Genomic DNA, 23,308 nt, shown 5'->3' on the forward strand with positions numbered 1-23,308 from the left:
CCGGTCGTTCTCGCCGCCCACCCCCGCCTCGGGGGAGCCATGGGGTTTTTGGGCAGTGCTGGAGGCACCGATGGTTTTCACCTTCCAACCGCCATTTTTCGCTGGACTGTCAGGATATATTGCCGAACTCATCCCCGCGATGCTGACGGCTTTTCTCGAAAGCGATCGCGGGTTCGCGCGTTCGCGGATTAGATCATGACCCGCGGGCTGAGCGACAGCGAGCGTCGGAAGCAAGCGCTCGAGGCGATAGCCGAGCAGGATGCACTGCCGATGGAACCGCTCACCGTGCGGATCAAGACGGCGGTCAAGTTGACGGGTATCGGCCGTTCGACCCTCTATGAGCTTATCCAATCCGGCGAGATCGAAACTGTCAAGATCGGGCGATCCACGTTCATCCCCTACCGATGCATCAAGCGATTGGTCGAGCGCTAGCAGGTGAGAGCTTCGAGATAAGGCCGCATGATACGCCATGCGCCGCCGGCGATGGCCGCTTGCGCGATCACGCCCGGGGTCGCTCTTCGCTGGGCAAGGGCCGCGCGCAGCCCCTCCACCGCAATGGAGCGTTCGACCAGCCTGGAGTTTCGAAACAGATCGGCGAGCGTTTTCGGAACCGAGTAGACCGGGACGCTGACGCCCGAGATCATGTGATGTTCGACGCCTTGATGGAGATATTTCTCGCTGAGCCGGATAATCCGCGTGGGAGGATAGAAAGCGACGGGTGACCAGTCTCCGCGGCCGATCGCAAGCCACACTCTGCGCGGCATCTGGTCGGTGAGTTCGTGGAATGCGAGCGCCGAAACCATGGCGATCACGCCCTTCGGGATTTTCTTCGCGGTCTCCGCGAGTGTGCGCGCGGCATCAATCGGTGCGTCCGGGTGCTGGTAGAGTCCACGCGCTACACGCTCGATCTCGCCGGCCTTCACCGCGCGTGCAATCGTTTCCGAGGCTATCCCGGCGTTGCGAAGCTCTCGAGCACGCAGAAGAACACTGCGTTGCAGTAGGCTGGTCAGGCAATCACGCTGGCTTGCGGGGTTAGTGGTCATGTGACAAATCCTCGGATTATAATAAATTACGTCATAGGTTTTGTCACGTGGCATTTTCCGAGCTGATTTCGTAGAGTTGCTAGGAAATTCCCGATCGGGAATAATTCAGCCCTTCGAAGATCCGGTCATCAGATAATTTCCCGATCGGGAATAATCGCCTTGTTTAGGCGGGTCGGATGATTTATGTTCCCGCTCGGGAATATGGATAGCAACGCACTTGGCAGGATCGTTCGGGAAGAACGCAAGGCGCAAGGGTTGCGGCAGCAAGAGCTCGCCGCAGCCTGCGGTGTCGGAGTGCGCTTCATCGTCGATCTGGAGGCAGGCAAGCCGACGCTGCAATTGGGCAAGGCATTGCAGGTTCTTGCGACCCTCGGCTGCGATGTTTCCATTGCAACGCCGGCACGCATCAAATGAGCAAGCAGCTTTCCATATGGTGGGGCGGTAAGGTCGCCGGATTCCTGCACCTCAACGACTATGGCGACATGGGGTTCAGCTACGCATCCGAATGGCTCGAAGAGGCCGACGCGCCAGCGCTGTCTTTCTCGTTGCCAAAGCAGGTGGAGCCGTTTGGCAGACGGGTATGTCATTCCTTCTTCGGCGGTATCCTGCCGGAAGAGGGGCAGCGTAGCGCGATCGCCAGGGCATTAGGCATTTCGGCCGGAAATGAATTCCAGTTGCTGGAGCATCTCGGCGGCGAAGTCGCCGGCGCACTGATGCTGTTGCCGGAAGGTCAGCTTCCATCAGCACCTGCGAGCGGAGCGCCTGACATTCTTGATGATGAGCATTTGCTGAAATTACTGCAGCATCTGCCGATGAGACCCATGCTCGCCGGTGAAGGCGGCCTGCGCCTATCCCTGGCGGGCGCGCAGTCCAAGCTGCCCGTCCTGCTGATCGACGATCATATCGCGCTCCCGGCACCGGGGCAGCCCACCAGCCATATTCTCAAGCCACCGATCGCGCGGTTCGAGCAGACGACCGAGAACGAATGTTACTGCATGACCTTGGCCCGAGAGATCGGGCTGGACGTGGCGTCGGTCACCATGCGGAGGGTCCGGGATCAACCCTTCCTGCTGATCGAGCGTTACGACCGAACTCGGGACGCCGACGGCCGATTGGTTCGCCTTCATCAGGAGGATTTTGCCCAGGCGTTGGGCGTCCCGTCACAGCGCAAATATGCCAGCGAAGGCGGTCCTACGTTCAAGGACAGCTTCGCCCTGCTACGCCAGGCCGCCACCCGCCCCGCGCGCGACATATTGAAGCTGGCGGATGCGGCCATCTTCAATCTGATCATCGGCAATGCCGATGCGCACGCTAAGAATTTCAGCCTGCTGTACATCGATGGGGCAATCCGGCTTGCGCCGCTCTATGACCTACTTTCCACGGTCGCCTATCGCGATCTGTCGCCCAAGCTGGCGATGAAAATTGCGAAGAAGGCAACGCTGGAAGAGATCGAGTCGCGCCACTGGGATCAGTTCGCGGAGGACGTCAATATTGGTGCCCCTTATCTCCGGCGTCGCATACGGCAGTTGTGCGAAGCGACCTTGGCGCAATTGGACGCGCCCGACAGCAGCCTGAAACAGAGGCTGCCAGGCAGTGAGAACTTTGCCAGGTTTGCCGATCTGATTGCCGATCGGGCCAGGCGCTTGCTCATCAAGGCGGGATGACCCGGCCGGCCCCTGGGCTTGGGTCGAGTTGTCTGGGACGTTCGGATTTTAGGTTATCGTGCTGCGCGGAAATTAGGTTTTCGTGCCGATCAACGCCTGGAGCGAATCACGCCGCTGACGGACTCAATTTCGCGCTTGAACATGCGCCGAGGGACTCGAACCTCCGAAGCAAAAAGTCCCAGGGTATCGATTATGGTATAGATCGATGGCGTCCACAGTAAGATACTGAATTATAGAGATAAATATTGCGTTTTCGAGTCCTCTTCTGGCACCAGTTCCCCAATATCGTTCGAAATGCGAGGAGATCGTAGGTCAGACGACCTCCGACGCGCATTTGCTACACACTTTTGCTACACAATCTGCGCGGCAATCGTCCCGAAACCCTCGGAAAACCGCCAGTGATCGTCGAAGTGGCTGTTACACAAATCTGCCACACAATACGCCTGCCGGGCTGTGTCTGCGCGGCACACAGCTCTACTATCGTCGCCGCGTTCCGCGTGATGCTCGCGACCTGATCGGTCGCACGCAGATATGGCGTTCGCTTCGGACGGATAGTCTCAAAGTCGCCTGCGCCGGTCGCCGGTGGCGATGGCGCGGATCGACGCTGAGATCGAGCACAGTCGTTGGATGGCGGGCCTCCCTCATGATCAGACGCTTTTCGAACCGTCACTTAACGATGCGGTGGCAAGGCGGCCGACGATCCGTGAAGCAGCCCCTATCGAACAGGAGGTGACGACACCTCCCGTCCAGCCTTCCAGCCTGACCTTTGGCGATGCCTATGAGCGTTATCTCGCCGATCCGACACAGGCACGGTCGGCGCGAACGCGCGAATCATATGAGACAAGCCGTAAGCTCGCTATGTCGGTGATTGTATAGGATGCTCCGATGCACACGCGCGCGCTCACTGTCGCGACTATATCGATATGCTACGGTTCATGCCGCGCAATGCCGTCAAGCGCTTCCCGAAACTCACCGCACGCCAAGCCGCCGACCGGGCTCGCAAGCGCGGCGAAATCCACGCCACGGGACATGCTGCGCTCATGGGAATTTTGGATGCCGTTTTAAGGCCCGCCTCGAAGGCCCTCGCCTGTTACGACAAAGGCGGCCTCCAGTTCGCGGGAGCACGCTGCTGATTACCGTTCCTTGGTCGCGCTGAATTTCACCTTGGGGTGGCGTTCCTGCTGGTAGCCGATGTCCCAGGCGCTGCGGGCCATGAAGACGAGGGCGCCGTCGCGGTCCTTGGCCATGTTGCTGACATTATGGCCGACCAGTTCCTTGATCGCCGCATCGTCGCCGCTGATCCAGCGGGCGGTGTCGAAGGGCGACTGTTCAAGGCCTGCGGCGACCTTATATTCGGCCTCCAGGCGTGAGATCAGCACTTCGAGCTGGAGCTGACCGACGACGCCGACGATCCAGTTGCTGCCGATTTCGGGATAGAAGACCTGGATCACGCCCTCTTCGGACAGGTCGTCCAGCGCCTTGCGCAACTGCTTGGTCTTGGTCGGGTCTTTGAGTTGCACGCGGCGCAGGATTTCCGGCGCGAAATTGGGCAGGCCGGTGAAGCGCAGGCCGGGCTTTTCGGACAGGGTATCGCCCACGCGCAGCGCGCCATGATTGGGGATGCCGATGATGTCGCCGGGGAACGCCTCGTCGGCCAGTTCGCGGTCCTGCGCGAAGAAGAGGATTGGCGAGTGGACCGCAAGCGGCTTGCCCGATCCGCTGGGCGTCAGCTTCATGCCGCGTTTGAACTTGCCGGAGACGAGGCGCATGAAGGCGATGCGGTCGCGGTGCATCGGGTCCATATTGGCCTGCACCTTGAAGATGAAGCCGGTGACTTCGCTGTTTTCCGGCTCGATCGCGGCCGGTTCGGCGGGCTGGGCGCGGGGCGGCGGGGCGTGCTGGCCGAGCGCGTCGATCAGTTCGGTGACGCCGAACAATTTGAGCGCCGACCCGAAATAGACCGGGGTCAGGTCGCCTGCGCGATAGCGGTCGAGATCGAAATGGGCATAGCCGCCCTGCGCCAGTTCGGCTTCCTCGCGCAGTTTTTCCAGCGCATGGGGGGTGAGGAAATCGGCCAGTTTCGGGTCGTCCAGGCCGGTGAACTGGTGTCGGGTGCCGTCAAATTCTTTGGACGGGCCGGTGGGCTGCATCAGGCGGTTGGTGGCGAAGTCGTAGATACCTTCGAACTCGCCGCCCATGCCGGCGGGCCAGCTCATCGGGCACACGTCGAGCTGCAACTGGTCGGCGACCTCGTCCAGCAGGCCGAAGGTTTCGCGGCCTTCGCGATCGACCTTGTTGACGAAGGTGATGATGGGGACGTTGCGCAGGCGGCAGACTTCGAACAGCTTGCGGGTTTGCGGCTCGATCCCCTTGGCCGCGTCGATCACCATGACGGCGGAATCGACGGCGGTCAGGGTGCGATAGGTGTCTTCGCTGAAATCTTCATGGCCCGGCGTGTCGAGCAGGTTGAAGGTGATCGTCTCCCCATCGCGGGTCCGTTCGAACGTCATGACCGAGGAGGTGACGCTAATGCCGCGCTGCTGCTCGATCTTCATCCAGTCGGATCTGGCGCGGCGGTTTTGTCCGCGCGCCTTGACCTCACCGGCGAGGTGGATCGCGCCGCCTTCCAGCAGCAGCTTTTCGGTCAGCGTGGTCTTGCCCGCGTCGGGGTGGGAAATGATCGCGAAGGTGCGGCGGGATGGGATGGTCATGGTCAACGGCTCTTGAAAACATCCGTTCGCCCTGAGCTTGTCGAAGGGCTGCACTTTTCTTCGGAGAAAAGGACAGGGCTTCGACAGGCTCAGCCCGAACGGAATCTTTTGAAGGCGCCCGTTACACGTCCACCAGCGTCACGTCCATGCGGAAGGATCGGTGGTCGCCCGGCAGCAGCGCCATGATGCCCTGCTTGTCCCAGACGTCGCCGGTAAAGCCCACCAGATCGGCCATGCCGGCCCAGGGCTCGACGCACAGATAATGCGCGCCGGGCTTTTGCCAGAGTCCGAGCCAGGGGGTGTCGGGGAAATCGATCTTCAGATGCGGTTGGCCCGGCACACCCCAGGTCAGCGAGCGGCTGGCGAGATCGTCCCAGATCAGGGCGTCGCCGTCGAACAGGGCGTAGGTGGGGACGAGCGTGTCGCCGTCCACCGGGGAGGGGAAGGGTTCGCGGGCGATCAGGCCGGGTTCGCTGCCGACCTTGCGGATCGGGGCGGGTTCGGGCGCTTCGAAGAGGATGCGATGATCCTCGACTGTGCCGCCATAGGGAAGCGGCCAGGCGAAGGCGGGATGATAGCCGAAGCTGAAGGGCATGGCCGTTTCGCTCCGGTTGGTGACGGTGGCGGTCATGCGCAGGGTTGCGCCTTCGCACGCGAAGGCCATGTCGAGGCGGAAGTCGAAGGGATAGACGGCGCGCGTCTCATGGTCCGCCTCCAGCCGCAGCAGCAGGTGATTATCGTCCTGTTCGATGGGCAGGAAGACGCTGCGGCGGGCGAAGCCGTGCTGGGGCATGGGATAGTCCTGGCCGTCCAGTCGATAGACGTCTCCGCGCGACCGGCCGACGAAGGGGAAGAGCAGCGGCGCATGGCCGGTCCACCAGCGAGGATCGGCGTTTGTCATCATCTCGCGCCCGGCAGCGTCCTGCAAAGACCAGAGTTCCGCGCCGATCGGATCGATGGCGGCGGACAGGGTGGACGAGGCGATGGTGAGGCGCGCGTCGGATCGGGACAAGACATATCTCCTGCGGGATGGAGCGTGCCGCATAGCGCGGGGGGTGCGCCTTGTCTTGCGCCACAATCGTTTCGGCCCGGAACCGACCTGTCCGTCGCTGGTTTGATGGGCCGGGAGGACTATCATGCAATTTACGACGACCGCCATTGCCCTGATGTTGATGCTGCCGGGTGCGGCGCTGGCTCAGGAGGCACCCAAGCCGGATCAGACCAAGCCGGATCAGACCAAGCAGGAGCCGGAAAAGCGCCGTGACGGGACGCTGGACAAGGCCGGTACCATCGCGACGCAACCGGCGCGCGACATTGGGTTGGACAAGGACGAGATTCCGCCCGTTTTGCTCAAGGCGGTGGACAATCCCTATGCTGCGCCGCCTTCGCGGACCTGCAAGGGGCTGAAAGCCTCTCTGGCCGAACTCAACGCCGTGCTGGGCGAGGATTTTACCATCGGCGCGAAGGCGAACGAGAATCGCACCGGCAAGATCGCCGAGGCGGTCGGCAAGACGATCGTCAATTCGCTCATCCCCTTCCGCGGGCTGGTGCGCGAGATCAGCGGCGCCGCCCCGGCCGAGCGGCGGTTGCAGGCCGCGGTGACGGCGGGCGTCGCGCGGCGCGGCTATCTGCGCGGCTATGCGGCGGCCAAGGGATGCAAGGTCACGAACTGACGGGTGCGGTGGACAGATAAGATAGAGGATGCCTGTCCCCGCCTGCGCGGGAACAGGTTGCGCCATGATGCAAAGCGGGTTCCGCTTTTACCATTTGCCCCTATATGGCGGGCATGACCGACCAGCCCAATCTCGCCGATCTTCAGGAAGAATATGAATTTCTCGATGTGGACGACCGTTATCGGTTGCTGATCGATCTGGGGCGCGGGCTGGAGGACATGCCCGATGCGCTCAAGACCGACGCGACTTTGGTGCGGGGCTGTTCGGCGGCGGTGTGGGTCTATCCTACGGTCCTGGATGATGGTCGGCTACATTTCCTGGCGGACAGCAATGCCGCGATTACCAAGGGGATTATTGCGCTGGTGCTGCTGACCGTTCAGGATCGCGCGCCCGGCGACATCAGCGCGTCCGATATCGAGGGCGCACTGGCGCCGTTCGACCTCAAGAACCAGCTCAGTTCCAACCGGACCCAGGGTATTCCCAACATGATCGCCCTGATCCGCGACACGGCGGCGCGTTACGCCGCATAGGAAACTCCCGGCGGGTTGAAACATTGTCCTTCCGTAACTGTATGGAAGGAAAACGGCGATGCGCGCCATTGTGATGATTGCAGCTGTGGCCACGCTGGCGGCCTGTAGCGACAACACGCCCAAGGAGCTGACCCAGCGCGAGCAGATCGGCCAGGTATGGAAATATGAGGACGGTGAGAGTGGCAAGCCCAAGGTCGCCTATATCGGCAGCGCCAACAGTGTGCAGACGATGACCGCACCCGACACATTTTCGGTCCTGCTGGTTCAGCCGCTCAAGGAGGGCGGCGCGGACGTGACGGTCAAGCTGGTCGGTGCGCCCTTTACCTGCGACCTGTCGGACTGCCGGATCACGGCCACCACTGACGACGGCAAGCGCCACGAATGGAAAGGGCGGATGGCGACCAATGACGACGGCATCGCGATCGCGCCGTCGCAGGGGGCTTATGATGCGATCAAGGACGCCAAGAGCATGAAGGTCGACCTGGTGGTGGACGGGAAGGCACAGACCGCGCCGTTCGACTTTAATCTGGCGGGGCTGGATTTGAACGGGTGATCTTCATGCTCCGTTCGTGCTGAGTAGCCATTGGGCGAAATCGAAATGGCGTATCGAAGGATGCTTCGATACCGGACTTCGACAAGCTCAGCCCTACTCAGCACGAACGGGTTTGTCGGGATTACTCCTGCAACGACACGCCTGGACTGCGCGGGTCGGCGGCGCCCTGCCAGTGGCCGTCAGGCAGACGCTCGGCGGCATTGGCCTTGAGGCCCATGCGGTTGACGCTGACGCGGTGGCCCAGTTTCTCCAGTGGCGCCTTCATGGCTTCGAGCGACGTGCCCTGTTCCAGAACCAGTCCGTCGCCGTTGAAGAAGAGCAGGCCATGGGCGATCGAGTCCTGCGCCGAGAGGCCCCAGTCGAAATGGGCGATCAGCGCCTTGGCGACCTGCATAATGATGGTCTTGCCGCCCGCCGCGCCGACGGTGAAGATGGGCGTGCCACCGGCGTCATAGACGATGGTGGGCGACATAGAGGAGAGAGGGCGCTTGCCTGGTTCCACCCGGTTGGCGACAGGCTTGCCATCCTTTTCAGGGGTGAAGCTGAAATCGGTCAGTTCATTGTTGAGGATGACGCCGTTTGCGATCAGTTGGCTGCCGAAGAAACTTTCGATGGTGGAGGTCCAGGCGGCGATGTCGCCATTGCGGTCGATCGCGACGAAATGGCTGGTGCCGCTTTCGGGCTGGGGCAACGAGGCGGTGCGCGGCTGCGCGCCGGGCGGGGTGCCGGGCTTGTAGGCACCCAGCGCCTTATTGAGGCGGATCAGAGAGGAGCGCCGCCTGAGATAGGCGGGGTCGATCATGCCGCTGACCGGGACGGATACGAAGTCTGGGTCGCCCAGCCAGGTTTCCCGATCGGCATAGGCGAGTTGCATCGCTTCGCCGATGACGTGCCAGCTACGCGGGTCATCCTTGCCCCATTGCGCCAGCGGGAAGCGTTCCACCATGCCGAGAATTTCCAACACGGTGACGCCGCCGGCCGAGGCCGGTCCCATGCCGCAGACGGTATAGGCGCGGTAGGGGCCGCAGACGGGCTTGCGGGGTTTCGCCTTGTAGGTCGCGAGGTCGGCCTCCGTGAGCGGCGCCGGATTCTTGGGGGCGTTGGTGACGGCGGCGCTGATGAGGCGGGCGTTTTGGCCGGTATAGAAGGCGTCCGGGCCTTCCGCGGCGATGCGTTTGAACAGGGCGGCGAGCGGCGGGTTCTTGAGTGTGGCGCCCACCGGGGGCGGGGCGCCATTCACCCAGAAGAGCTTCTGGATTTCGGGGAAGTCGGCCCAGATATTCTGGGTGGCGCGCAGGGCGGTGGCGGTGCGTTCGCCCAGGTCGAAGCCATCTTCGGCATAGCGGATCGCGGGGGCGAACAGGTCGGCCCAGGGCAGCTTGCCCCATTTTTTATGCACGTCCCACGCCATGCGCAGATTGCCCGGCACGCCGGCGGAATAGCCGCCCGGCCAAGCCTGCATGAAGGGGAGGGGCTTGCCGTCTGCGCCCATGAAGCGGTCCGGCCGCGCGGCGGCGGGGGCGGTTTCGCGGCCGTCGATCGATTCGAGCAGGCCGGTCGCGCCGTCATGATGCATCAGGAAACCGCCGCCGCCGATGCCGCTATTGTGCGGTTCCACGACGTTGAGCGTCAGCATCATCGCTATCGCGGCGTCGGTGGCGCTTCCGCCTTGGCGCAATATCTCCTGTCCGGCCTGCGCCGCGCGGGGATCGGCGGCGGACACGGTGGCGTTGGTCGACACCGGCGCGCGCGCGGCGGCAGGTGCGGGGATGAGGGCAAGGAGGGCGAGCGGGGCCAGCAGGCGCGAAAGGCGGGGAAGCATGGCCGTCACCCTAGCCATAAGGTTGCGCGCCGCAACCCTTTGTGGCGGTTTTTGGGCATGGCAGGGCGTTGGGTTGGGCAGAAGCGGGCGCTCAGCAGACCAGTCGCATAACCGGCAAGCGGATGACCCACACCGCACCCCAGCGAAGGCTGGGGTCTCAGGCGACGATGCGATGCGGTTGGGTAAGCGCCAAGCCGAAGCGCCGCGTCCCCCCCTCACAAGACCCCAGCCTTCTGGGGTGACGGGATTTTTACGTCGCCTTCCGCTTGAAGCCTCGCGCAAAGCGGAATGGCGGTAAGCCTACCCATTGATGCCGCACTATATCAGACGTCCACGCCCACCAATTCGGCGATCGTCTTCACGCCATCCCGTGCCATCAGCGCCTTCAGCCCCGCGTTGATCCGCCTGGCCAGATACGGCCCTTCATAGACCAGCGCGCTGTAAAGTTGGACCAGCGACGCGCCGGCGCGGATGCGGGCATAGGCTTGGGTCGCATTGGCGATGCCGCCGACGCCGATCAGCGGCAGCCGGTTGCCGGCCAGGCGCCGGAAATCCCGAAGCCGCGCCAGCGACAGGTCGGTCAACGGCGCGCCGGACAGGCCGCCCGTTTCGCCCGCATGGGGCGAGCGCAGCGCCGGGCGCGACAGAGTGGTGTTGGACACGATCAGCGCGTCGACGCAATGGTCGATGCAGGCCGCGGCGATATCCTCCACGTCGGCCGGTTCCAGATCGGGCGCGACCTTCAGGAAAATAGGCGTCGTTCCCGCGCCGCGCGCCGCCATCACCGCAGAGAGCAGATCGTCCAGCGCGGCGCGGCCCTGCAGTGCGCGCAGGCCGGGCGTGTTGGGGGAGGAGATGTTGACGGTGAGATAGTCGGCCAGCGGGGCCATGCAGGTGACGCCGGTCACATAGTCCGCGATGCCGCGCCCGGCCGCCGTCGCATCCTTGTTCGCGCCGATATTGATGCCGATCACCGGGCCGCCGCTATTTACGGGCTGGCGGTAGCGGGCGATCCGGTCCGCGGCCGCGCCCTGACCGCCATTGTTGAAGCCGAAGCGGTTGATGACGGCGCGGTCCTCGACCAAGCGGAACAGGCGCGGCTGGGGATTGCCCGGCTGGGCCAGCGGGGTCAGCGTGCCCAGTTCGGCGAAGCCGAAGCCCAGGCCATGCATTTTATGCGCGATCCGGCCGTCCTTGTCATAGCCCGCGGCGAGGCCGATGGGGTTGGGGAAGCGGATTCCCGCCACCACCGATTCCAGCATTGGATCGACGCCAAGCGGCGCGGTGGTCGGCATTAGGCGCAAGGCGGCGATCGAGAGATGGTGGGCGCGCTCGGCATCCAGGGCGAAGAGCAGCGGGCGGATCAGGCGATAGGACATCGCCAAGCCTATGCCAGCGGACCATCGGCCCGTCGAGTCACTGTGGCCATGCGGCAACAGCGCGGCGACAAGGTTATTTCATGACAAGAAACGTCATGAATGGAACCGTTTGCGCGCCAAAAATGTCCGTTTCATCCAATAAAGTTGCTTCGATTCGGGCGTAAAGCCGCCTTGCGACCCGAAGGCTCTCTGGCCTATGGCCAATGAGACCTTTTACTGACCCGGCGGTGCAAACCGCCGGGTCATTTTTTTGGCGCATTTCAAAGCTAGGTGCCGAAAAACTTTACCATATTTCAAGCGGCCGCTTGCGCTGCGCCTGCGTTGGCGCATAGTGATCGGCAGGGGTGAAAACATGGGGTCGCATCACAGCGATAATGTGGCGCGCGCAGTCGCGTTGCCGGATGACCGCGGGCCGCTGTCCTACACGGTCGATGCCGCACAGGGGCCTGTCCGGCTGCGCTATTTCGCGCCGCCCGCGCATCTGCGCGCCTATTTCGGATCGCTTTATTATTTCACCGTGTCGGCTGATCGCTATGCCGACGTCACCCGCGCCGATGTGCCGCAGTTGCGGCTGATGCTGGAGGGTGGCGGCGACTATCATTTCCAGGACGGGACGGTGATGGCGACGCCCGACGTCTGCCTGCTGGGGCCGACCATGGGGGCGACCCGGTTCGAACTGGACCGGCCGGCGCGGGTGATGGGCATTTCGCTGCTGCCCGCCGGCTGGCTGGCGCTATATGGCGGCGACGCCAGCGAGTTGGCGGACCGGTTGTGCGACTTGGCCGCCGAACGGGGCGACGCCTATGCCCGGTTGCTGGACGGGTTGCGCGGGCTGGGCGAGGATGCCGACGCCATGGCGGCGCTGTGCTGGGCAGAACTGGGGCGGCTGACGCGGCCATTGCGCCCGGCGACCTGGGAATTACTGGCGGCGATCGACGCCTGGCTGATGGACGAAGGGTCGCCGCGGATTGAAATACTGGCGGAGACGACCGGCCTGTCGCCGCGCCAACTCGCCCGCCTGGCCAATAAATATTATGGCGCGCCGCCCAAATTGCTGGCGCGCAAATATCGGGCGCTGCGCTGTTCGGCGCGGATCGCGCTGGACGGGGAAAGCTGGCAGCAATTGTGCGAGGAGGGCGGCTTTTACGACCAGTCGCACTTCATCCGGGAAATCAAGCATTTCATCGGCCTGACCCCGCACCAGTTGCAGACCGAGCCGTCGGCGGTGGCGCAACTGACGCTACTGCGGCGATCGCTGGGCGGCGACGTGGCGGTGCTGAATCGGTTGAGTTGAGCGATCAGAACGACTCCCATATCCATTCGCCCTCAGCCTGTCGAAGGGCCGCAACCAGCAGGATGCCTCGACAGGTTCAACCCGAACGGATTATATGAAGCGCGTTGTTCTAAGCCTTTCCAGGCAAAAATGCCTTGATTAACCGCGCCCGCGGGGCCACATGCGGCCAATCGGATGGATTCGATCCGATTTGAGAATGGTTCGCAATTGATATGAAATTATCGAGCTTCGCTGACTATGCGGTCGTATTGATGTCCGCTGCGGCGCGCCATTGTGGCGCGGCGAAGATGAACGCGACCACGCTTTCGGCCGAAACCGGCATCCCGCTGCCCACCGCGCAAAAGCTGGTGAGCCGGCTGTCGGCGGCCGGGCTGCTCGAATCGAGCCGGGGCACCGGCGGCGGCGTGCGCCTGTCGCGCCCGCCCGCGACGATCACGCTGGCCGATGTGGTGGAGGCGGTCGAAGGACCGATCGCCATGACCGCCTGCAACGAATTGGGGGCGCATGACTGCAATCTGGAAACCGACTGCCGCATCCGCCCGCACATGAATGTGGCCAATGAAGCGATCCGATCCGCCCTGGCCGGCGTGACGATCGCCAGCCTTAGCAGAGAAATGGCATGACCGAACAAGCAACCACCGTTCAAGGCTATTCTGGCCGCAACCAGGAAGCGCAGGAGGCCGCGGATCGCGCCTCCACCTACGAACATGGCTGGTCTTCGGCCATCGAGCAGGATTTCGCGCCCAAGGGGCTGAACGAGGATACGGTCCGCTTCATTTCCGCCAAGAAGAAGGAGCCGCAATGGCTGCTCGACTGGCGGTTGAAGGCGTTCGCCATGTGGAAGACGATGACGCCGCCGGACTGGGCGAAGCTGAACGTCCCGCCGATCGACTATCAGGACGCCTATTATTACGCCGAGCCGAAGAAGAAGGTGGAGCTGGACAGCCTGGACGAGGTCGATCCGGAGATATTGGCGACCTACAAGAAGCTGGGCATTCCCATCGCCGAACAGGAAGTGCTGGCAGGCGTGAAGGGTTCGCGTCGGGTCGCGGTGGACGCGGTGTTCGACAGCGTCAGCGTCGCGACGACCTTCCGCAAGGAGTTGGAGGAAGCGGGGGTCATCTTCCGCTCAATCAGCGAGGCGGTGCGCGAATATCCCGATCTGGTGAAGAAGTGGCTGGGCAAGATCGTGCCGATGCACGACAATTATTTCGCGACGCTCAACTGCGCGGTGTTTTCCGACGGCACCTTCGTCTACATTCCCAGGGGCGTGCGCTGCCCGATGGAACTCAGCACCTATTTCCGCATCAATGCGGAGAATACCGGGCAGTTCGAACGGACTTTGATCGTCGCGGACGAGGGGTCTTATGTCTCTTACCTCGAAGGCTGCACCGCGCCGATGCGCGACGAGAACCAGTTGCACGCCGCCGTGGTGGAACTGGTCGCGCTGGACGATGCGGAGATCAAATATTCGACCGTCCAGAACTGGTATCCCGGCGACGCGGACGGCAAGGGCGGCATCTATAATTTCGTGACCAAGCGCGCTTTGTGTCAGGGCAAGAACAGCAAGGTAAGCTGGACGCAGGTGGAAACCGGGTCCGCGATCACCTGGAAATATCCGTCCTGCGTGCTGAACGGCGAGAATAGCGTCGGGGAGTTTTATTCGGTCGCGCTGACCAACAATCTGCAACAGGCCGATACCGGCACCAAGATGATCCACAATGGCAAGGGGTCGCGATCGACCATCGTGTCGAAGGGGATTTCGGCCGGGCGCAGCAACAATACTTATCGCGGGCTGGTGCGCGTGGCGCCGGGGGCGGAGGGCGTGCGCAACTTCACCCAGTGCGATTCGCTGCTGCTGGGAGACCAGTGCGGCGCGCACACCGTGCCCTATATCGAGGTGCGCAACCCCAGCGCGCAGATCGAGCATGAGGCGACGACGTCGAAGATTAGCGACGACCAATTGTTCTACGCGATGCAGCGCGGGCTGGATGCGGAAAGCGCGGTGAGTTTGATCGTGAACGGGTTCGCGCGGGAAGTGTTGCAGCAATTGCCGATGGAATTTGCGGTCGAGGCGCAGAAGCTGCTGGGGATTTCGCTGGAAGGATCGGTGGGTTGACGCCAGGCGCGGCTCCATAACAGGACCAAGGAAGAAAAATTGAGCGACGAAGACGATATTCAGGATGCCCTGGCGGATTTTGCGGAGGATGTTGGCAATGGCCAGGCGTGGACCGCCGCGATCCGTATCCTGACCGAGGATTATGAGCTGGAAGAAGGCGAGCTGGAGACGCGCGCCCGCGCCGATTTCGGCGATTTGGACGCCTATGAGGCGACCAGCCGCGATACCCTGCAAAAAGCCGACGCGGCGATGACCGAGAAGCTGCGCAAGGACAAGGCGTTCCACAAGGCGAAGGCGCCCAACCTGGCCCGCATGGGGCCGGTGAGCGAGTTCGTCGTCGCGCTGCTGGAAAAGGGACCGCCGGAGGGCGAGGCCGACTGGTGGCCCTATATGCCGATCAAGCGCCATATCGACACGCTGTTCCCCGCGCCGGGCGACGTGCGGGACATGGCGTTCTGGACCGCGCGGACGCTTCAGCGGGCGCATGAGGGATAATTTATGCTGACGATCGACAATCTCACCAACGCAATCGACGGCAAGGCGATCCTGAAGGGATTGTCGCTGACCATCAATGCGGGCGAAATCCATGCGATCATGGGGCCGAACGGCGCGGGCAAATCGACGCTGGCCTATACGCTGGGTGGACGGCCGGGTTACGACGTGACGGGCGGGACCGCGACGTTTGACGATGCGGACCTGTTCGAACTGGAACCACATGAGCGCGCGGCGGCCGGGCTGTTCCTGGGCTTTCAATATCCGGTCGAGATTCCCGGCGTGTCCAACCTGCAATTTCTGCGCGAGAGCCTGAATGCGCAAAAGCGGGCGCGCGGCGAGAACGAATTGAATGGCGGCGAGTTCATCCGTCTGGCCAAGGAAAAGGCCGCGCTGCTGGGCCTCGACATGGAGATGCTCAAGCGGCCGGTGAATGTCGGCTTTTCCGGCGGCGAGAAGAAGCGGGCCGAAATGGTGCAGATGGGCATCCTTGATCCCAAGCTGGCGATCCTCGACGAGACGGACAGCGGCCTCGACATTGATGCGCTCAAAATCGTGGGCGCGGGGATCAACGCGATCATGCGCAAGTCCGACAAGGCGGTGCTGCTGATTACCCATTATCAGCGGCTGCTCGATTATGTGAAACCGGACTATGTGCACGTGCTGGCGGGTGGCCGGATCGTGAAGTCCGGCGGGCCGAACTTGGCGCTGGAGCTGGAGCGTGAGGGTTATGCCGAGGTGGTGGCGGCGTGAACGCTCTCGCTCTGCCAACCCGCCGCCAGGAAGACTGGCGCTATAGCGATGTGGAGGCTGTCGCCGCCATCTGGCCGACGCCTGCCCCGACGCGGATCGATGTGGCGGCAGGGGACGTCGCGCGCCATCATCTGTTGCAGGACGCGGCGGATGGGACGGCGGCGGTGCATGACTATGTCATCACCATCGCCGACGGGGCGCGGTGCGATTTTCATGTGCTCAATATCGGCGGCAAGCTGGGGCGGGTGACCTTTCATGTGACGATCGGAAGCCAGGCGCATTTCGAGCTGAACGGCGCGATATTGGGCGGCGGTGACCAGACGTTGGAGATCATCACCAGCGTCACGCACGCCAAGCCCGATTCGACCAGCGGTCAGACGATCCGGTCGATCCTGGGCGGTCGCGCCACCGGCAGTTACCTGGGCAGCATCAATGTCGCGCGCGATGCGCAGCGGACCGATGCATTTCAGTCGGTCAAGGCGATGCTGCTGGACCGGACGGCTACGGCCAACGCCAAGCCGGAGTTGGAGATCTTCGCCGACGACGTGAAATGCGCGCATGGCGCGACCGTGGGCGAACTGGACAAGGCGGCGCTGTTCTATATGGCGAGCCGCGGGATGGACCCGGCGACGGCCAAGACGTTGCTGCTGCGATCCTTCGTCGCGGGTGTGTTTGATGATGTGGCGGACGAGGCGGTCAGGCAAGCGCTGGAAGCGGCCGCGATCGCCAAGCTGGAGGCGTTGGTATGAACGATCTCGCCCAGACTTTGCGGTTGCGGGATGATTTCCCCGGTGTGGGCGACTGGCACTATCTGGACAGCGCCGCGACCGCGCAGAAGCCCCATGCCGTGATCGACGCCATCGCGCGCGCCTATGGCCCGGATTATGCGACGGTGCATCGCGGCGTCTATGAGCGGTCGGCCAACATGACGCTCGCCTATGAAGCGGCGCGGCGCAAGGTTGCCGGCTTCATCGGCGCGGCGAGCGACGGTGAGATCGTCTATGTCCGAGGCGCGACCGAAGGGATCAACCTGGTCGCGCAATGCTGGGCCGGGACGCAACTCAAGGCGGGCGACCGCATCCTGTTGTCGATGCTGGAGCATCACAGCAATATCGTGCCGTGGCAGATCGTCGCGGAGAAAGTCGGCGCGGCGATCGACGTCGTGCCGCTGACGCAGGATGGCAAGATCGACTTGGACGCGATGCGCGCGATGATTACGCCGCAGCACCGGATGGTCGCGCTGGCCCATGTGTCCAACGTGCTGGGCAGCGTGCTGGACGTGCGCCGCGCCGCCGATATCGCGCATATGGTGGGTGCCAAAATCTTGATCGACGGGTGCCAGGCGGTGCCACGGCTGGCCGTCGATGTGGCGGCGATGGATTGCGATTTCTACGTTTTTTCCGCGCACAAGCTGTACGGGCCAACCGGCATCGGCATATTGTGGGGACGGGCCGAATTGCTGGACGCCATGCCGCCCTATCAGGGTGGCGGGTCGATGATCGACAAGGTGACGTTCGAGAAGACGACCTATGCCCCCCCGCCCAACCGGTTCGAGGCGGGCACGCCGCATATCACCGGGGTCGTTGGGCTTTCCGCTGCGATCGATTATGTGCAGGGCATCGGGCTGGACAGGGTCCACGCGCATGAGTGCTCGCTGGTGGCCAAGGCGCGGGCGGCGCTGGGCGGGATGAACAGCATCCGCCTGTTCGGGCCGGACGACAGCGCGGGCATTCTGTCTTTCGCGGTCGAGGGGGTGCATCCGCACGATGTCGGCACCATATTGGATGAAACGGGCGTTGCGATCCGGGCCGGCCATCATTGCGCACAGCCGTTGATGCGCCATCTGGGCGTCGAGGCGACCGCGCGGGCCAGTTTCGGCATTTATAGCGACGAGAGCGATGTCGAGGCGCTGGTCGCGGGATTAGAAAGAGTAAGGAAGATCTTCGCCAATGACTGACAATAATCGCGAGGAGAGTAAGATCGTGATCGAGGAAGTCGAGGCGGTGGAAGCCCCGCCCAAGGCGCGGGTCGACGAGGCGCGTCAGCGCGACTATCTGGACGGCTTCCTGTCCGCCAAGCCCAGCGCCGCGCCGGCCGGTGAACCGGGCGGCAACCTCTATGACGGGATCATCGAGGCGCTGAAGGAGATTTTCGACCCGGAGATCCCGGTCAATATCTATGATCTGGGCCTGATCTACGGCGTCGATGTGACGGACGATGGCCACGCCGTCGTCACCATGACGCTGACCACGCCGCATTGCCCGGTCGCTGAATCCATGCCGGGCGAAGTCGAACTGCGCGTGGGCGCGGTGCCAGGCGTGGGCGATGCGCAGGTCAACCTGGTCTGGGATCCGCCATGGGACCCACAAAAGATGAGCGATGAAGCCAAGCTGGAACTGGGGATGCTCTGAAAGTTTCCCCTCCCTTCAGGGAGGGGTCAGGGGAGTGGCTGTACGGTTCGGCTGCTCCAACATGCCCTCCCCCAACCCCTCCCTAAATGGAGGGGAGGAGACAAGAGAATGACCGACGTACAGACCAAGATCCGCGCCCGGCCCGCCGCCGTCATCCTGACGCCGACGTCGCAGGCGCGCATCGCTGACCTGATGGCGCAGGCGCCCGATGGCGCGATCGGCGTCAAGCTGTCCACGCCCAAGCGCGGCTGTTCCGGGCTGGCCTATTCGGTCGATTATGTGAACGAAGAGGCGAAGTTCGATGAGAAGATCGAGACGCCCGGCGGCGTGCTGTATATCGACGGCGCGTCGGTGCTGTACCTGATCGGATCGACGATGGATTGGGTGGAGGATGACTTCACCGCCGGCTTCGTGTTCAACAATCCCAACGCCAAGGGCAGTTGCGGCTGTGGCGAGAGCTTCACGGTTTAAGGCGGCCGTGTTCCCGCATAGGCGGAATATGATTGAAGGGGAATCTATGCCCCATATGCTCATCCTTGGGCTAGGCTACACCGCCGCTCGCCTGGAGGCTTGCTTGCGTGGCGAGGGGTGGCGGGTTACGGGCGTTCGGCGGAGCGCCGACGCGGATATCCTGGCCTTCGATGACGCCAGCGCCGTCCGCGCCGCCATCGCCAGCGCAACTCATATCCTCTCTTCCGTGCCGCCCGAAGGGGACGCAGACCCCGTCCTTGCCCGCTATGGCGCCGCGATCGCCGCCGCACCGGCGCTCTGGACCGGCTATCTGTCGTCCACCGGCGTCTATGGCGATGCGGCAGGCGCCTGGGTGGATGAGGCAAGCCTGGTGGGGCAGGGGCGGCGCACCGCCCGCGCCGCCGCCGATGCCGACTGGGGGGCGTTGCGTGCCGACATGCGCCGTTTTCGCCTGCCAGGCATTTATGGGCCGGGGCGATCGGCACTGGAACGGGTGCGCGTGGGCAGGGCGCACCGCATCGCTTTGGCCGGTCAGGTTTTCAGCCGGGTGCATGTGGACGATATCGTCGGCGGAGTGATCGCCAGCTTCGATGGTCCACCCGGCGTCTATAATCTGGCGGATGACCTGCCCTGCGCGCAGAATGACGTGATAGAGGCGGCCTGCGACTTGCTGGCCCAACCCTGGCCGCCGCTCCAGACGATGGAGGAGGCTGCACTGTCGCCGATGGCGCGGGGTTTCTATGCCGAAAATCGCCGGGTCGCCAGTGGCCGGGCGAAGCGGTTGCTGGGCTGGACGCCGCGCTATCCGACTTATCGGGAGGGCTTGGCCGCCTGCTTGTGAGACGGCCTGGCGTATGGTTTACGGCTTGTTAACCGGCGAGGACGAAGGCGGGATCATCATAGTGCAAGGATGATCCATGACCCGTATCGACAAGGCCTTTTCCGCGCTCAGCGACCAGATGCAGCATTTGTCTGCGCCACGACCTGTCTTGGCTCCGTCCGAATCGATTCCCAGCCTGCTCGCCAAAGTCGACGCCGCCAAGCGGCGTTATCAGCCGGGCGCGCGTTAAGTCGCTTTCGAGCGCAGCGCGATGGCCATGCCTGCGATGGCGAGCAGCGCGCCTGCAATGGCCAGCGCGCTCCAGCGATAGCCTTCCGCCAGGGTCGAGATCAGCATCGCGATCACCGGGATCAGCACGCTGCTATAGGCCGCGCGGCCAGCGCCCATGCGCTGGATCAAGGTGAAATAGAGCGGGAAGGTCACGACCGATCCGGCGATGCCAAGCCAGCCTATGCCCAATATATAGCCCAGCCGCGACTCGAACTGCGGCGGGCCGATGGTGGCCCAGGCGAAGGCGGCGTCCACCGCGGCACCGATCAGCATGGCCCAGGCCAGCACCGCCAGCATCGGCAGGCGGCGGGCGATATCCATCCCTTGCATGACATTAGCGGCCGACGCGCTCATCAGCCCGGCGAGCGAGAAGGCCGCACCCAGCAGCACCATATCCGGCCGGACGGTCGCGGCATGATATTCATGGACCAGCATCAATATGATGCCCGTCACCGCCACCAGCGACCCGCCGATAAAGGCGTGGCTGACGGGCTGGCGGAAGATTAGCCAGGCGAGGATCGAGTTGGGAATAAGCAGCATCGCATAGACGACCGCGACTAGGCCGGAGGTCAGATAATGTTCCGCCCGATAGACGAAGTTGAAGTTCAGGACGAACTGGGCCACGCCGAGCAGGGCGGCGTAGACGAGGCCGCTGCGTCCGATGTTAAGCGGGACGCCGCGCCATTTGGCGAAGGCGGCCATGGCGATGCCGGCGAGCAGGAAACGGTAGCAGACCGACCAACTGGCCGGCACTGACCCGATCTGGTCGCGGATCACGATCCAGGTCGAACTCCAGATCAACGTGACAAGGATGAAGGGCAGCACGACGCCGCCGGACGTACCGCCATTTCGCCCAAGCCGGGCTGCAAACGGCACTGTTCTGCGCTTCCGGTACTCACGTGCAAGAGGGACGCTGCGCTCCGGTTCTCGACCAGCACCATTTTTTTCGCCTCGGCCTGAACGAAATGACGGCACGTCCGAATCTGACGAATGTTCACTCATATGGTGAGCGCCCACAGCGCGTGCGCCAGCGGCGCGACGCTGGCCGCGTCCTGGGACCAGTTGGTGACCAGCCGCGCGGCGTCGTCGCCCCAGTCGTAGAAATCGAAGCCCTGGGCGCGCAAGATGGCGGCTTCGGCGGCGGACAGGCGGATGAACAGCTCGTTCGCCTGCACCGGGTGGAGCAGGCGGCCGGTGGCGCCGTCGGCAAGCGCCTGCGCCGCTGCGTTGGCCATGCGGGCGTTGCGGAGCCACAGGTCGCCTTCGACCATCGCCAGTATCTGCGCGGCGAGATAGCGGCCCTTGGAGAAGAGATGGCCCGACCGCTTGCGCCAGCGCTTTGCTTCGGCCGCGCGGGCTGGTGCGGAGTCGCCGAAGAAGAGCAGCGCTTCGCCGATCATGCCGCCATTTTTGACGCAGCCAAAGGACAGCGCATCCACCCCGGCGCGCCAGGTGATGTCGGCGGGTGCGCAGCCCAAGTGCGCAACGGCATTGGCGAAACGTGCGCCATCCATGTGAAAGCCCAGGCCATGCGCCGTCGCCAGTTCGCCGAGCGCGGCGACCTCGTCCGGGCTATAGACCAGGCCATATTCGGTGGCGTTGGTGATGCTGATCGCGCAGGCCGGCACCTGATGCACGTCGGGGCGGATCGCCTTCAAGCGATCGGCGACGACGTCCGGCGTCAGCTTCGCGCCTTCGCCCGGCAGCGGCATCAGCGTCGCGCCATGGGTGAAGAAGCCGGGCGCGCCACATTCGTCGACGACGATATGCGCCTCCTCATGGCAGATCACGCCGCCATAGGGCGGGCAGAGCGTGGCCAGCGCGATGCTGTTGGCCGCCGTGCCGGTCGCGATCCACAGCGCGCTGACCGGGGTGTCGAACAGGGCGCTGAGCGCGCCATCCAGCTGCGCGCTCCAGGCGTCGCCATCATAGCCATGATCGGCGCGGTCGGCGGCGGCGATGGCCGCCATGACGGCGGGGCTGACGGGCGTGGCGTTGTCGGAAAAATAATGCATGGCCGCAGCGATACCCTTGGCGTCCGGCGGCGGGAAGAGGCCAGCGCGGCATCGCTGGCCCTTTTCGGCAAAATGGGTCAGTATATATGACCCATTGTTTCATGCGCCGCTCTGTGACATAGGCGGGCGCCTTGCACGCCAGAACAGGAGACTCACCATGGCCGCCGAGCAGACATCGCGTTTCACCGTTACCCCCAGCACCAAGGCTGTGGCGGCTGACGCGCGCGGGGTCCTGCTGGAAGATCCGGGCTTCGGCCGGCTCTTCACCGACCATATGGTGACGATTCGCTATACCGAGGGGCAGGGCTGGCACAGCCACGCCATTGGTCCGCGCGAACCCTTCCAGCTCGATCCCGCCTGCGCGGTGCTGCATTATGCGCAGGAAATCTTCGAAGGGATGAAGGCGTATCGACTGGAAGATGGCAGCATCGCCATGTTCCGCCCGGAGGAAAATGCCCGCCGCTTCGCCGCGTCGGCCGAACGGCTGGCGATGCCGGCCCTGCCCGAAGACCTGTTCCTGGAAGCGGTCGAGGAACTGGTGAAGATCGACGCCGACTGGATTCCGACTGGCGAGGGCAGCCTGTATCTGCGCCCCTTCCTGTTCGCGAGCGAGACGTTCCTGGGCGTCCGCCCGTCCAACGAATATATTTTCTGCGTCATCGCGTCCCCTGCTGGCGCCTATTTCAAAGGCGGCAAGAAGGCCGTGACGCTGTGGGTGTCGGAACATTATACCCGCGCGGCGCGCGGCGGCACGGGCGCGGCCAAATGCGGCGGCAACTATGCTGCGAGCCTGGTCGCGCAGAAGGAGGCGATCGGCCATGGCTGCGATCAGGTCGTCTTCCTCGACGCCGCCGAGAATAAGTGGGTCGAGGAACTGGGCGGCATGAACGTCTTCTTCGTGATGGACGACGGGTCGATCGTCACCCCGCCGCTGGGCGGCACGATCCTGCCCGGCATCACCCGCAATTCCATCATCGACCTGGCCCGCGCCAAGGGCCATGATGTGCGCGAGGAGCCGTACAGCTTCGCCCAGTGGCGCGCGGATGCAGCCAGCGGCGCGCTGCGCGAAGCCTTTGCCTGCGGCACCGCGGCGGTCGTCACCGCGATCGGCACGGTCAAAAGCAAGGACGGCGACTTCACCATCGGCAATGGCGATGGCGGATTGGTGACGGAGACGCTGCGGGCGGAGCTGACGGGTATCCAGCGCGGGATCGTGGCCGATCCGGCGGGCTGGGTGCGTACCGTCTGAGATTATAGGGCTGCGTGC

General features: G+C 63.7%; 27 protein-coding genes and 1 pseudogene. 21 read left to right on the forward strand and 7 right to left on the reverse strand.

The genetic code is table 11. The features are described 5' to 3' along the window. Positions 1 to 199: DUF2274 domain-containing protein (locus EWH12_RS22475; RefSeq protein ID WP_207212397.1), on the forward strand; the 199-nt coding region annotated here is incomplete at its 5' end. Beyond that, positions 196 to 432 carry a helix-turn-helix domain-containing protein gene (locus EWH12_RS11985; RefSeq protein WP_129926732.1) on the forward strand — a complete coding sequence of 79 codons (237 nt, stop codon included), beginning with the start codon at positions 196 to 198 and terminating at the stop codon, positions 430 to 432. The genes EWH12_RS22475 and EWH12_RS11985, both read left to right, overlap by 4 nt. Here the strand turns inward: EWH12_RS11985 and EWH12_RS11990 are convergent. Next, complete coding sequence (locus tag EWH12_RS11990) at positions 429 to 1,043, reverse strand: type IV toxin-antitoxin system AbiEi family antitoxin domain-containing protein (protein ID WP_129926733.1); 615 nt, start codon at positions 1,041 to 1,043, stop codon at positions 429 to 431. The two genes, EWH12_RS11985 and EWH12_RS11990, sit on opposite strands and share 4 nt — an antisense overlap. Before the next feature lie 183 nt (positions 1,044 to 1,226). Between EWH12_RS11990 and EWH12_RS11995 the strand changes: the two genes are divergently transcribed. The 4 genes and pseudogenes from EWH12_RS11995 to EWH12_RS12005 all read left to right on the forward strand — a co-directional run bounded on the left by EWH12_RS11995 (position 1,227) and on the right by EWH12_RS12005 (position 3,583). Continuing rightward, positions 1,227 to 1,457 (forward strand): type II toxin-antitoxin system Y4mF family antitoxin, encoded by a 231-nt coding sequence (locus EWH12_RS11995; RefSeq protein WP_371262321.1) that lies wholly within the window; start codon positions 1,227 to 1,229, stop codon positions 1,455 to 1,457. Further along, entirely contained in the window at positions 1,454 to 2,707 is a 1,254-nt protein-coding gene (locus EWH12_RS12000) for a type II toxin-antitoxin system HipA family toxin (RefSeq protein WP_129926734.1), read from the forward strand. The genes EWH12_RS11995 and EWH12_RS12000 overlap by 4 nt, the downstream gene beginning before the upstream one ends. A 334-nt stretch (positions 2,708 to 3,041) precedes the next feature. Continuing rightward, a pseudogene (locus EWH12_RS22990) lies at positions 3,042 to 3,269 on the forward strand (DUF6538 domain-containing protein); the annotation flags it as partial. 26 nt (positions 3,270 to 3,295) lie between these two features. Continuing rightward, entirely contained in the window at positions 3,296 to 3,583 is a 288-nt protein-coding gene (locus EWH12_RS12005) for a hypothetical protein (protein ID WP_129926735.1), read from the forward strand. Between the two features lie 257 nt (positions 3,584 to 3,840). On the opposite strand, the gene EWH12_RS12015 is transcribed toward EWH12_RS12005, so the two are convergent. Both EWH12_RS12015 and EWH12_RS12020 read right to left on the reverse strand, forming a co-directional pair. Next, on the reverse strand, positions 3,841 to 5,418 hold the full coding sequence (locus EWH12_RS12015) for a peptide chain release factor 3 (RefSeq protein WP_129926737.1): 1,578 nt from the start codon (positions 5,416 to 5,418) through the stop codon (positions 3,841 to 3,843). Between the two features lie 121 nt (positions 5,419 to 5,539). Further along, positions 5,540 to 6,430 carry an aldose 1-epimerase family protein gene (locus EWH12_RS12020; RefSeq protein WP_242496037.1) on the reverse strand — a complete coding sequence of 297 codons (891 nt, stop codon included), beginning with the start codon at positions 6,428 to 6,430 and terminating at the stop codon, positions 5,540 to 5,542. Between the two features lie 124 nt (positions 6,431 to 6,554). On the opposite strand from EWH12_RS12020, the gene EWH12_RS12025 reads away from it, so the two are divergent. The 3 genes from EWH12_RS12025 (at position 6,555) to EWH12_RS12035 (ending at position 8,174) form a co-directional block, all read left to right on the forward strand. Beyond that, positions 6,555 to 7,091: a hypothetical protein gene (locus EWH12_RS12025; RefSeq protein ID WP_129926739.1), complete on the forward strand. Its 537-nt coding sequence runs from the start codon at positions 6,555 to 6,557 to the stop codon at positions 7,089 to 7,091. A gap of 104 nt (positions 7,092 to 7,195) precedes the next feature. Next, on the forward strand, positions 7,196 to 7,621 hold the full coding sequence (locus EWH12_RS12030) for a SufE family protein (RefSeq protein WP_129926740.1): 426 nt from the start codon (positions 7,196 to 7,198) through the stop codon (positions 7,619 to 7,621). Positions 7,622 to 7,679: 58 nt separating this feature from the next. Further along, positions 7,680 to 8,174: a hypothetical protein gene (locus EWH12_RS12035; protein WP_129926741.1), complete on the forward strand. Its 495-nt coding sequence runs from the start codon at positions 7,680 to 7,682 to the stop codon at positions 8,172 to 8,174. A 121-nt stretch (positions 8,175 to 8,295) separates the two neighbouring features. On the opposite strand, the gene ggt is transcribed toward EWH12_RS12035, so the two are convergent. Beyond that, positions 8,296 to 9,996, reverse strand: a complete 1,701-nt coding sequence (gene ggt / locus EWH12_RS12040) for a gamma-glutamyltransferase (RefSeq protein WP_129926742.1) — start codon at positions 9,994 to 9,996, stop codon at positions 8,296 to 8,298. A 323-nt stretch (positions 9,997 to 10,319) separates the two neighbouring features. Beyond that, a complete protein-coding gene (locus EWH12_RS12045; protein ID WP_129926743.1) occupies positions 10,320 to 11,375 on the reverse strand; it encodes a quinone-dependent dihydroorotate dehydrogenase in 1,056 nt (351 codons plus the stop codon). 352 nt (positions 11,376 to 11,727) lie between these two features. Here EWH12_RS12045 and EWH12_RS12050 point away from each other — a divergent pair, with 352 nt between their 5' ends. The 11 genes from EWH12_RS12050 (at position 11,728) to EWH12_RS22225 (ending at position 19,985) form a co-directional block, all read left to right on the forward strand. After that, on the forward strand, positions 11,728 to 12,669 hold the full coding sequence (locus EWH12_RS12050) for a helix-turn-helix domain-containing protein (protein ID WP_066606682.1): 942 nt from the start codon (positions 11,728 to 11,730) through the stop codon (positions 12,667 to 12,669). A gap of 212 nt (positions 12,670 to 12,881) precedes the next feature. Then, positions 12,882 to 13,292, forward strand: coding sequence for an RrF2 family transcriptional regulator (locus EWH12_RS12055; protein WP_066606680.1), 411 nt, complete (start codon positions 12,882 to 12,884; stop codon positions 13,290 to 13,292). After that, positions 13,289 to 14,788: a Fe-S cluster assembly protein SufB gene (gene sufB, locus EWH12_RS12060; RefSeq protein WP_129926744.1), complete on the forward strand. Its 1,500-nt coding sequence runs from the start codon at positions 13,289 to 13,291 to the stop codon at positions 14,786 to 14,788. The genes EWH12_RS12055 and sufB overlap by 4 nt, the downstream gene beginning before the upstream one ends. A 39-nt stretch (positions 14,789 to 14,827) precedes the next feature. Beyond that, a complete protein-coding gene (locus EWH12_RS12065; protein ID WP_066606675.1) occupies positions 14,828 to 15,283 on the forward strand; it encodes a hypothetical protein in 456 nt (151 codons plus the stop codon). Between the two features lie 3 nt (positions 15,284 to 15,286). Continuing rightward, complete coding sequence (sufC, locus tag EWH12_RS12070; protein ID WP_066606672.1) at positions 15,287 to 16,033, forward strand: Fe-S cluster assembly ATPase SufC; 747 nt, start codon at positions 15,287 to 15,289, stop codon at positions 16,031 to 16,033. Then, positions 16,030 to 16,782 (forward strand): SufD family Fe-S cluster assembly protein, encoded by a 753-nt coding sequence (locus EWH12_RS12075; protein WP_129926745.1) that lies wholly within the window; start codon positions 16,030 to 16,032, stop codon positions 16,780 to 16,782. The genes sufC and EWH12_RS12075 overlap by 4 nt, the downstream gene beginning before the upstream one ends. Continuing rightward, positions 16,779 to 17,990, forward strand: a complete 1,212-nt coding sequence (locus tag EWH12_RS12080; RefSeq protein ID WP_129926746.1) for a cysteine desulfurase — start codon at positions 16,779 to 16,781, stop codon at positions 17,988 to 17,990. Before EWH12_RS12075 ends, EWH12_RS12080 begins: the two co-directional genes overlap by 4 nt. After that, on the forward strand, positions 17,983 to 18,444 hold the full coding sequence (locus EWH12_RS12085; RefSeq protein ID WP_129926747.1) for an SUF system Fe-S cluster assembly protein: 462 nt from the start codon (positions 17,983 to 17,985) through the stop codon (positions 18,442 to 18,444). The genes EWH12_RS12080 and EWH12_RS12085 overlap by 8 nt, the downstream gene beginning before the upstream one ends. A gap of 108 nt (positions 18,445 to 18,552) precedes the next feature. Next, positions 18,553 to 18,915 (forward strand): HesB/IscA family protein, encoded by a 363-nt coding sequence (locus tag EWH12_RS12090; RefSeq protein WP_066606657.1) that lies wholly within the window; start codon positions 18,553 to 18,555, stop codon positions 18,913 to 18,915. A gap of 46 nt (positions 18,916 to 18,961) precedes the next feature. Continuing rightward, entirely contained in the window at positions 18,962 to 19,756 is a 795-nt protein-coding gene (locus EWH12_RS12095; RefSeq protein ID WP_129926748.1) for a Rossmann-fold NAD(P)-binding domain-containing protein, read from the forward strand. 76 nt (positions 19,757 to 19,832) lie between these two features. Then, positions 19,833 to 19,985, forward strand: coding sequence for a hypothetical protein (locus EWH12_RS22225; protein WP_165363621.1), 153 nt, complete (start codon positions 19,833 to 19,835; stop codon positions 19,983 to 19,985). Here EWH12_RS22225 and EWH12_RS12100 read toward each other — a convergent pair. Next, on the reverse strand, positions 19,982 to 20,902 hold the full coding sequence (locus tag EWH12_RS12100) for a DMT family transporter (protein ID WP_242496038.1): 921 nt from the start codon (positions 20,900 to 20,902) through the stop codon (positions 19,982 to 19,984). The genes EWH12_RS22225 and EWH12_RS12100 overlap by 4 nt on opposite strands. A 122-nt stretch (positions 20,903 to 21,024) precedes the next feature. Beyond that, positions 21,025 to 22,041 carry a threonine aldolase family protein gene (locus tag EWH12_RS12105; protein WP_129926750.1) on the reverse strand — a complete coding sequence of 339 codons (1,017 nt, stop codon included), beginning with the start codon at positions 22,039 to 22,041 and terminating at the stop codon, positions 21,025 to 21,027. A 157-nt stretch (positions 22,042 to 22,198) separates the two neighbouring features. On the opposite strand from EWH12_RS12105, the gene EWH12_RS12110 reads away from it, so the two are divergent. Beyond that, the gene (locus EWH12_RS12110; RefSeq protein ID WP_066606641.1) at positions 22,199 to 23,290 is read left to right on the forward strand and encodes a branched-chain amino acid aminotransferase; all 1,092 of its coding nucleotides are present in this window, start codon (positions 22,199 to 22,201) and stop codon (positions 23,288 to 23,290) included. Positions 23,291 to 23,308: the final 18 nt, after the last annotated feature.

Source organism: Sphingobium cupriresistens (assembly GCF_004152865.1).
In the GTDB taxonomy this organism is placed as follows: Bacteria; Pseudomonadota; Alphaproteobacteria; order Sphingomonadales; family Sphingomonadaceae; genus Sphingobium; species Sphingobium cupriresistens.

Bases quoted from the DNA above. Each gene is read 5' to 3' on its own strand.
- EWH12_RS11985 (WP_129926732.1), top strand. From the start codon at position 196: ATGACCCGCGGGCTGAGCGACAGCGAGCGTCGGAAGCAAGCGCTCGAG.
- EWH12_RS11990 (WP_129926733.1), bottom strand. From the start codon at position 1,043: ATGACCACTAACCCCGCAAGCCAGCGTGATTGCCTGACCAGCCTACTG.
- EWH12_RS11995 (WP_371262321.1), top strand. From the start codon at position 1,227: ATGTTCCCGCTCGGGAATATGGATAGCAACGCACTTGGCAGGATCGTT.
- EWH12_RS12000 (WP_129926734.1), top strand. From the start codon at position 1,454: ATGAGCAAGCAGCTTTCCATATGGTGGGGCGGTAAGGTCGCCGGATTC.
- EWH12_RS12005 (WP_129926735.1), top strand. From the start codon at position 3,296: ATGGCGCGGATCGACGCTGAGATCGAGCACAGTCGTTGGATGGCGGGC.
- EWH12_RS12015 (WP_129926737.1), bottom strand. From the start codon at position 5,418: ATGACCATCCCATCCCGCCGCACCTTCGCGATCATTTCCCACCCCGAC.
- EWH12_RS12025 (WP_129926739.1), top strand. From the start codon at position 6,555: ATGCAATTTACGACGACCGCCATTGCCCTGATGTTGATGCTGCCGGGT.
- EWH12_RS12030 (WP_129926740.1), top strand. From the start codon at position 7,196: ATGGCGGGCATGACCGACCAGCCCAATCTCGCCGATCTTCAGGAAGAA.
- EWH12_RS12035 (WP_129926741.1), top strand. From the start codon at position 7,680: ATGCGCGCCATTGTGATGATTGCAGCTGTGGCCACGCTGGCGGCCTGT.
- ggt (WP_129926742.1), bottom strand. From the start codon at position 9,996: ATGCTTCCCCGCCTTTCGCGCCTGCTGGCCCCGCTCGCCCTCCTTGCC.
- EWH12_RS12045 (WP_129926743.1), bottom strand. From the start codon at position 11,375: ATGTCCTATCGCCTGATCCGCCCGCTGCTCTTCGCCCTGGATGCCGAG.
- EWH12_RS12050 (WP_066606682.1), top strand. From the start codon at position 11,728: ATGGGGTCGCATCACAGCGATAATGTGGCGCGCGCAGTCGCGTTGCCG.
- EWH12_RS12055 (WP_066606680.1), top strand. From the start codon at position 12,882: ATGAAATTATCGAGCTTCGCTGACTATGCGGTCGTATTGATGTCCGCT.
- sufB (WP_129926744.1), top strand. From the start codon at position 13,289: ATGACCGAACAAGCAACCACCGTTCAAGGCTATTCTGGCCGCAACCAG.
- sufC (WP_066606672.1), top strand. From the start codon at position 15,287: ATGCTGACGATCGACAATCTCACCAACGCAATCGACGGCAAGGCGATC.
- EWH12_RS12080 (WP_129926746.1), top strand. From the start codon at position 16,779: ATGAACGATCTCGCCCAGACTTTGCGGTTGCGGGATGATTTCCCCGGT.
- EWH12_RS12085 (WP_129926747.1), top strand. From the start codon at position 17,983: ATGACTGACAATAATCGCGAGGAGAGTAAGATCGTGATCGAGGAAGTC.
- EWH12_RS12090 (WP_066606657.1), top strand. From the start codon at position 18,553: ATGACCGACGTACAGACCAAGATCCGCGCCCGGCCCGCCGCCGTCATC.
- EWH12_RS12095 (WP_129926748.1), top strand. From the start codon at position 18,962: ATGCCCCATATGCTCATCCTTGGGCTAGGCTACACCGCCGCTCGCCTG.
- EWH12_RS22225 (WP_165363621.1), top strand. From the start codon at position 19,833: ATGACCCGTATCGACAAGGCCTTTTCCGCGCTCAGCGACCAGATGCAG.
- EWH12_RS12105 (WP_129926750.1), bottom strand. From the start codon at position 22,041: ATGCATTATTTTTCCGACAACGCCACGCCCGTCAGCCCCGCCGTCATG.
- EWH12_RS12110 (WP_066606641.1), top strand. From the start codon at position 22,199: ATGGCCGCCGAGCAGACATCGCGTTTCACCGTTACCCCCAGCACCAAG.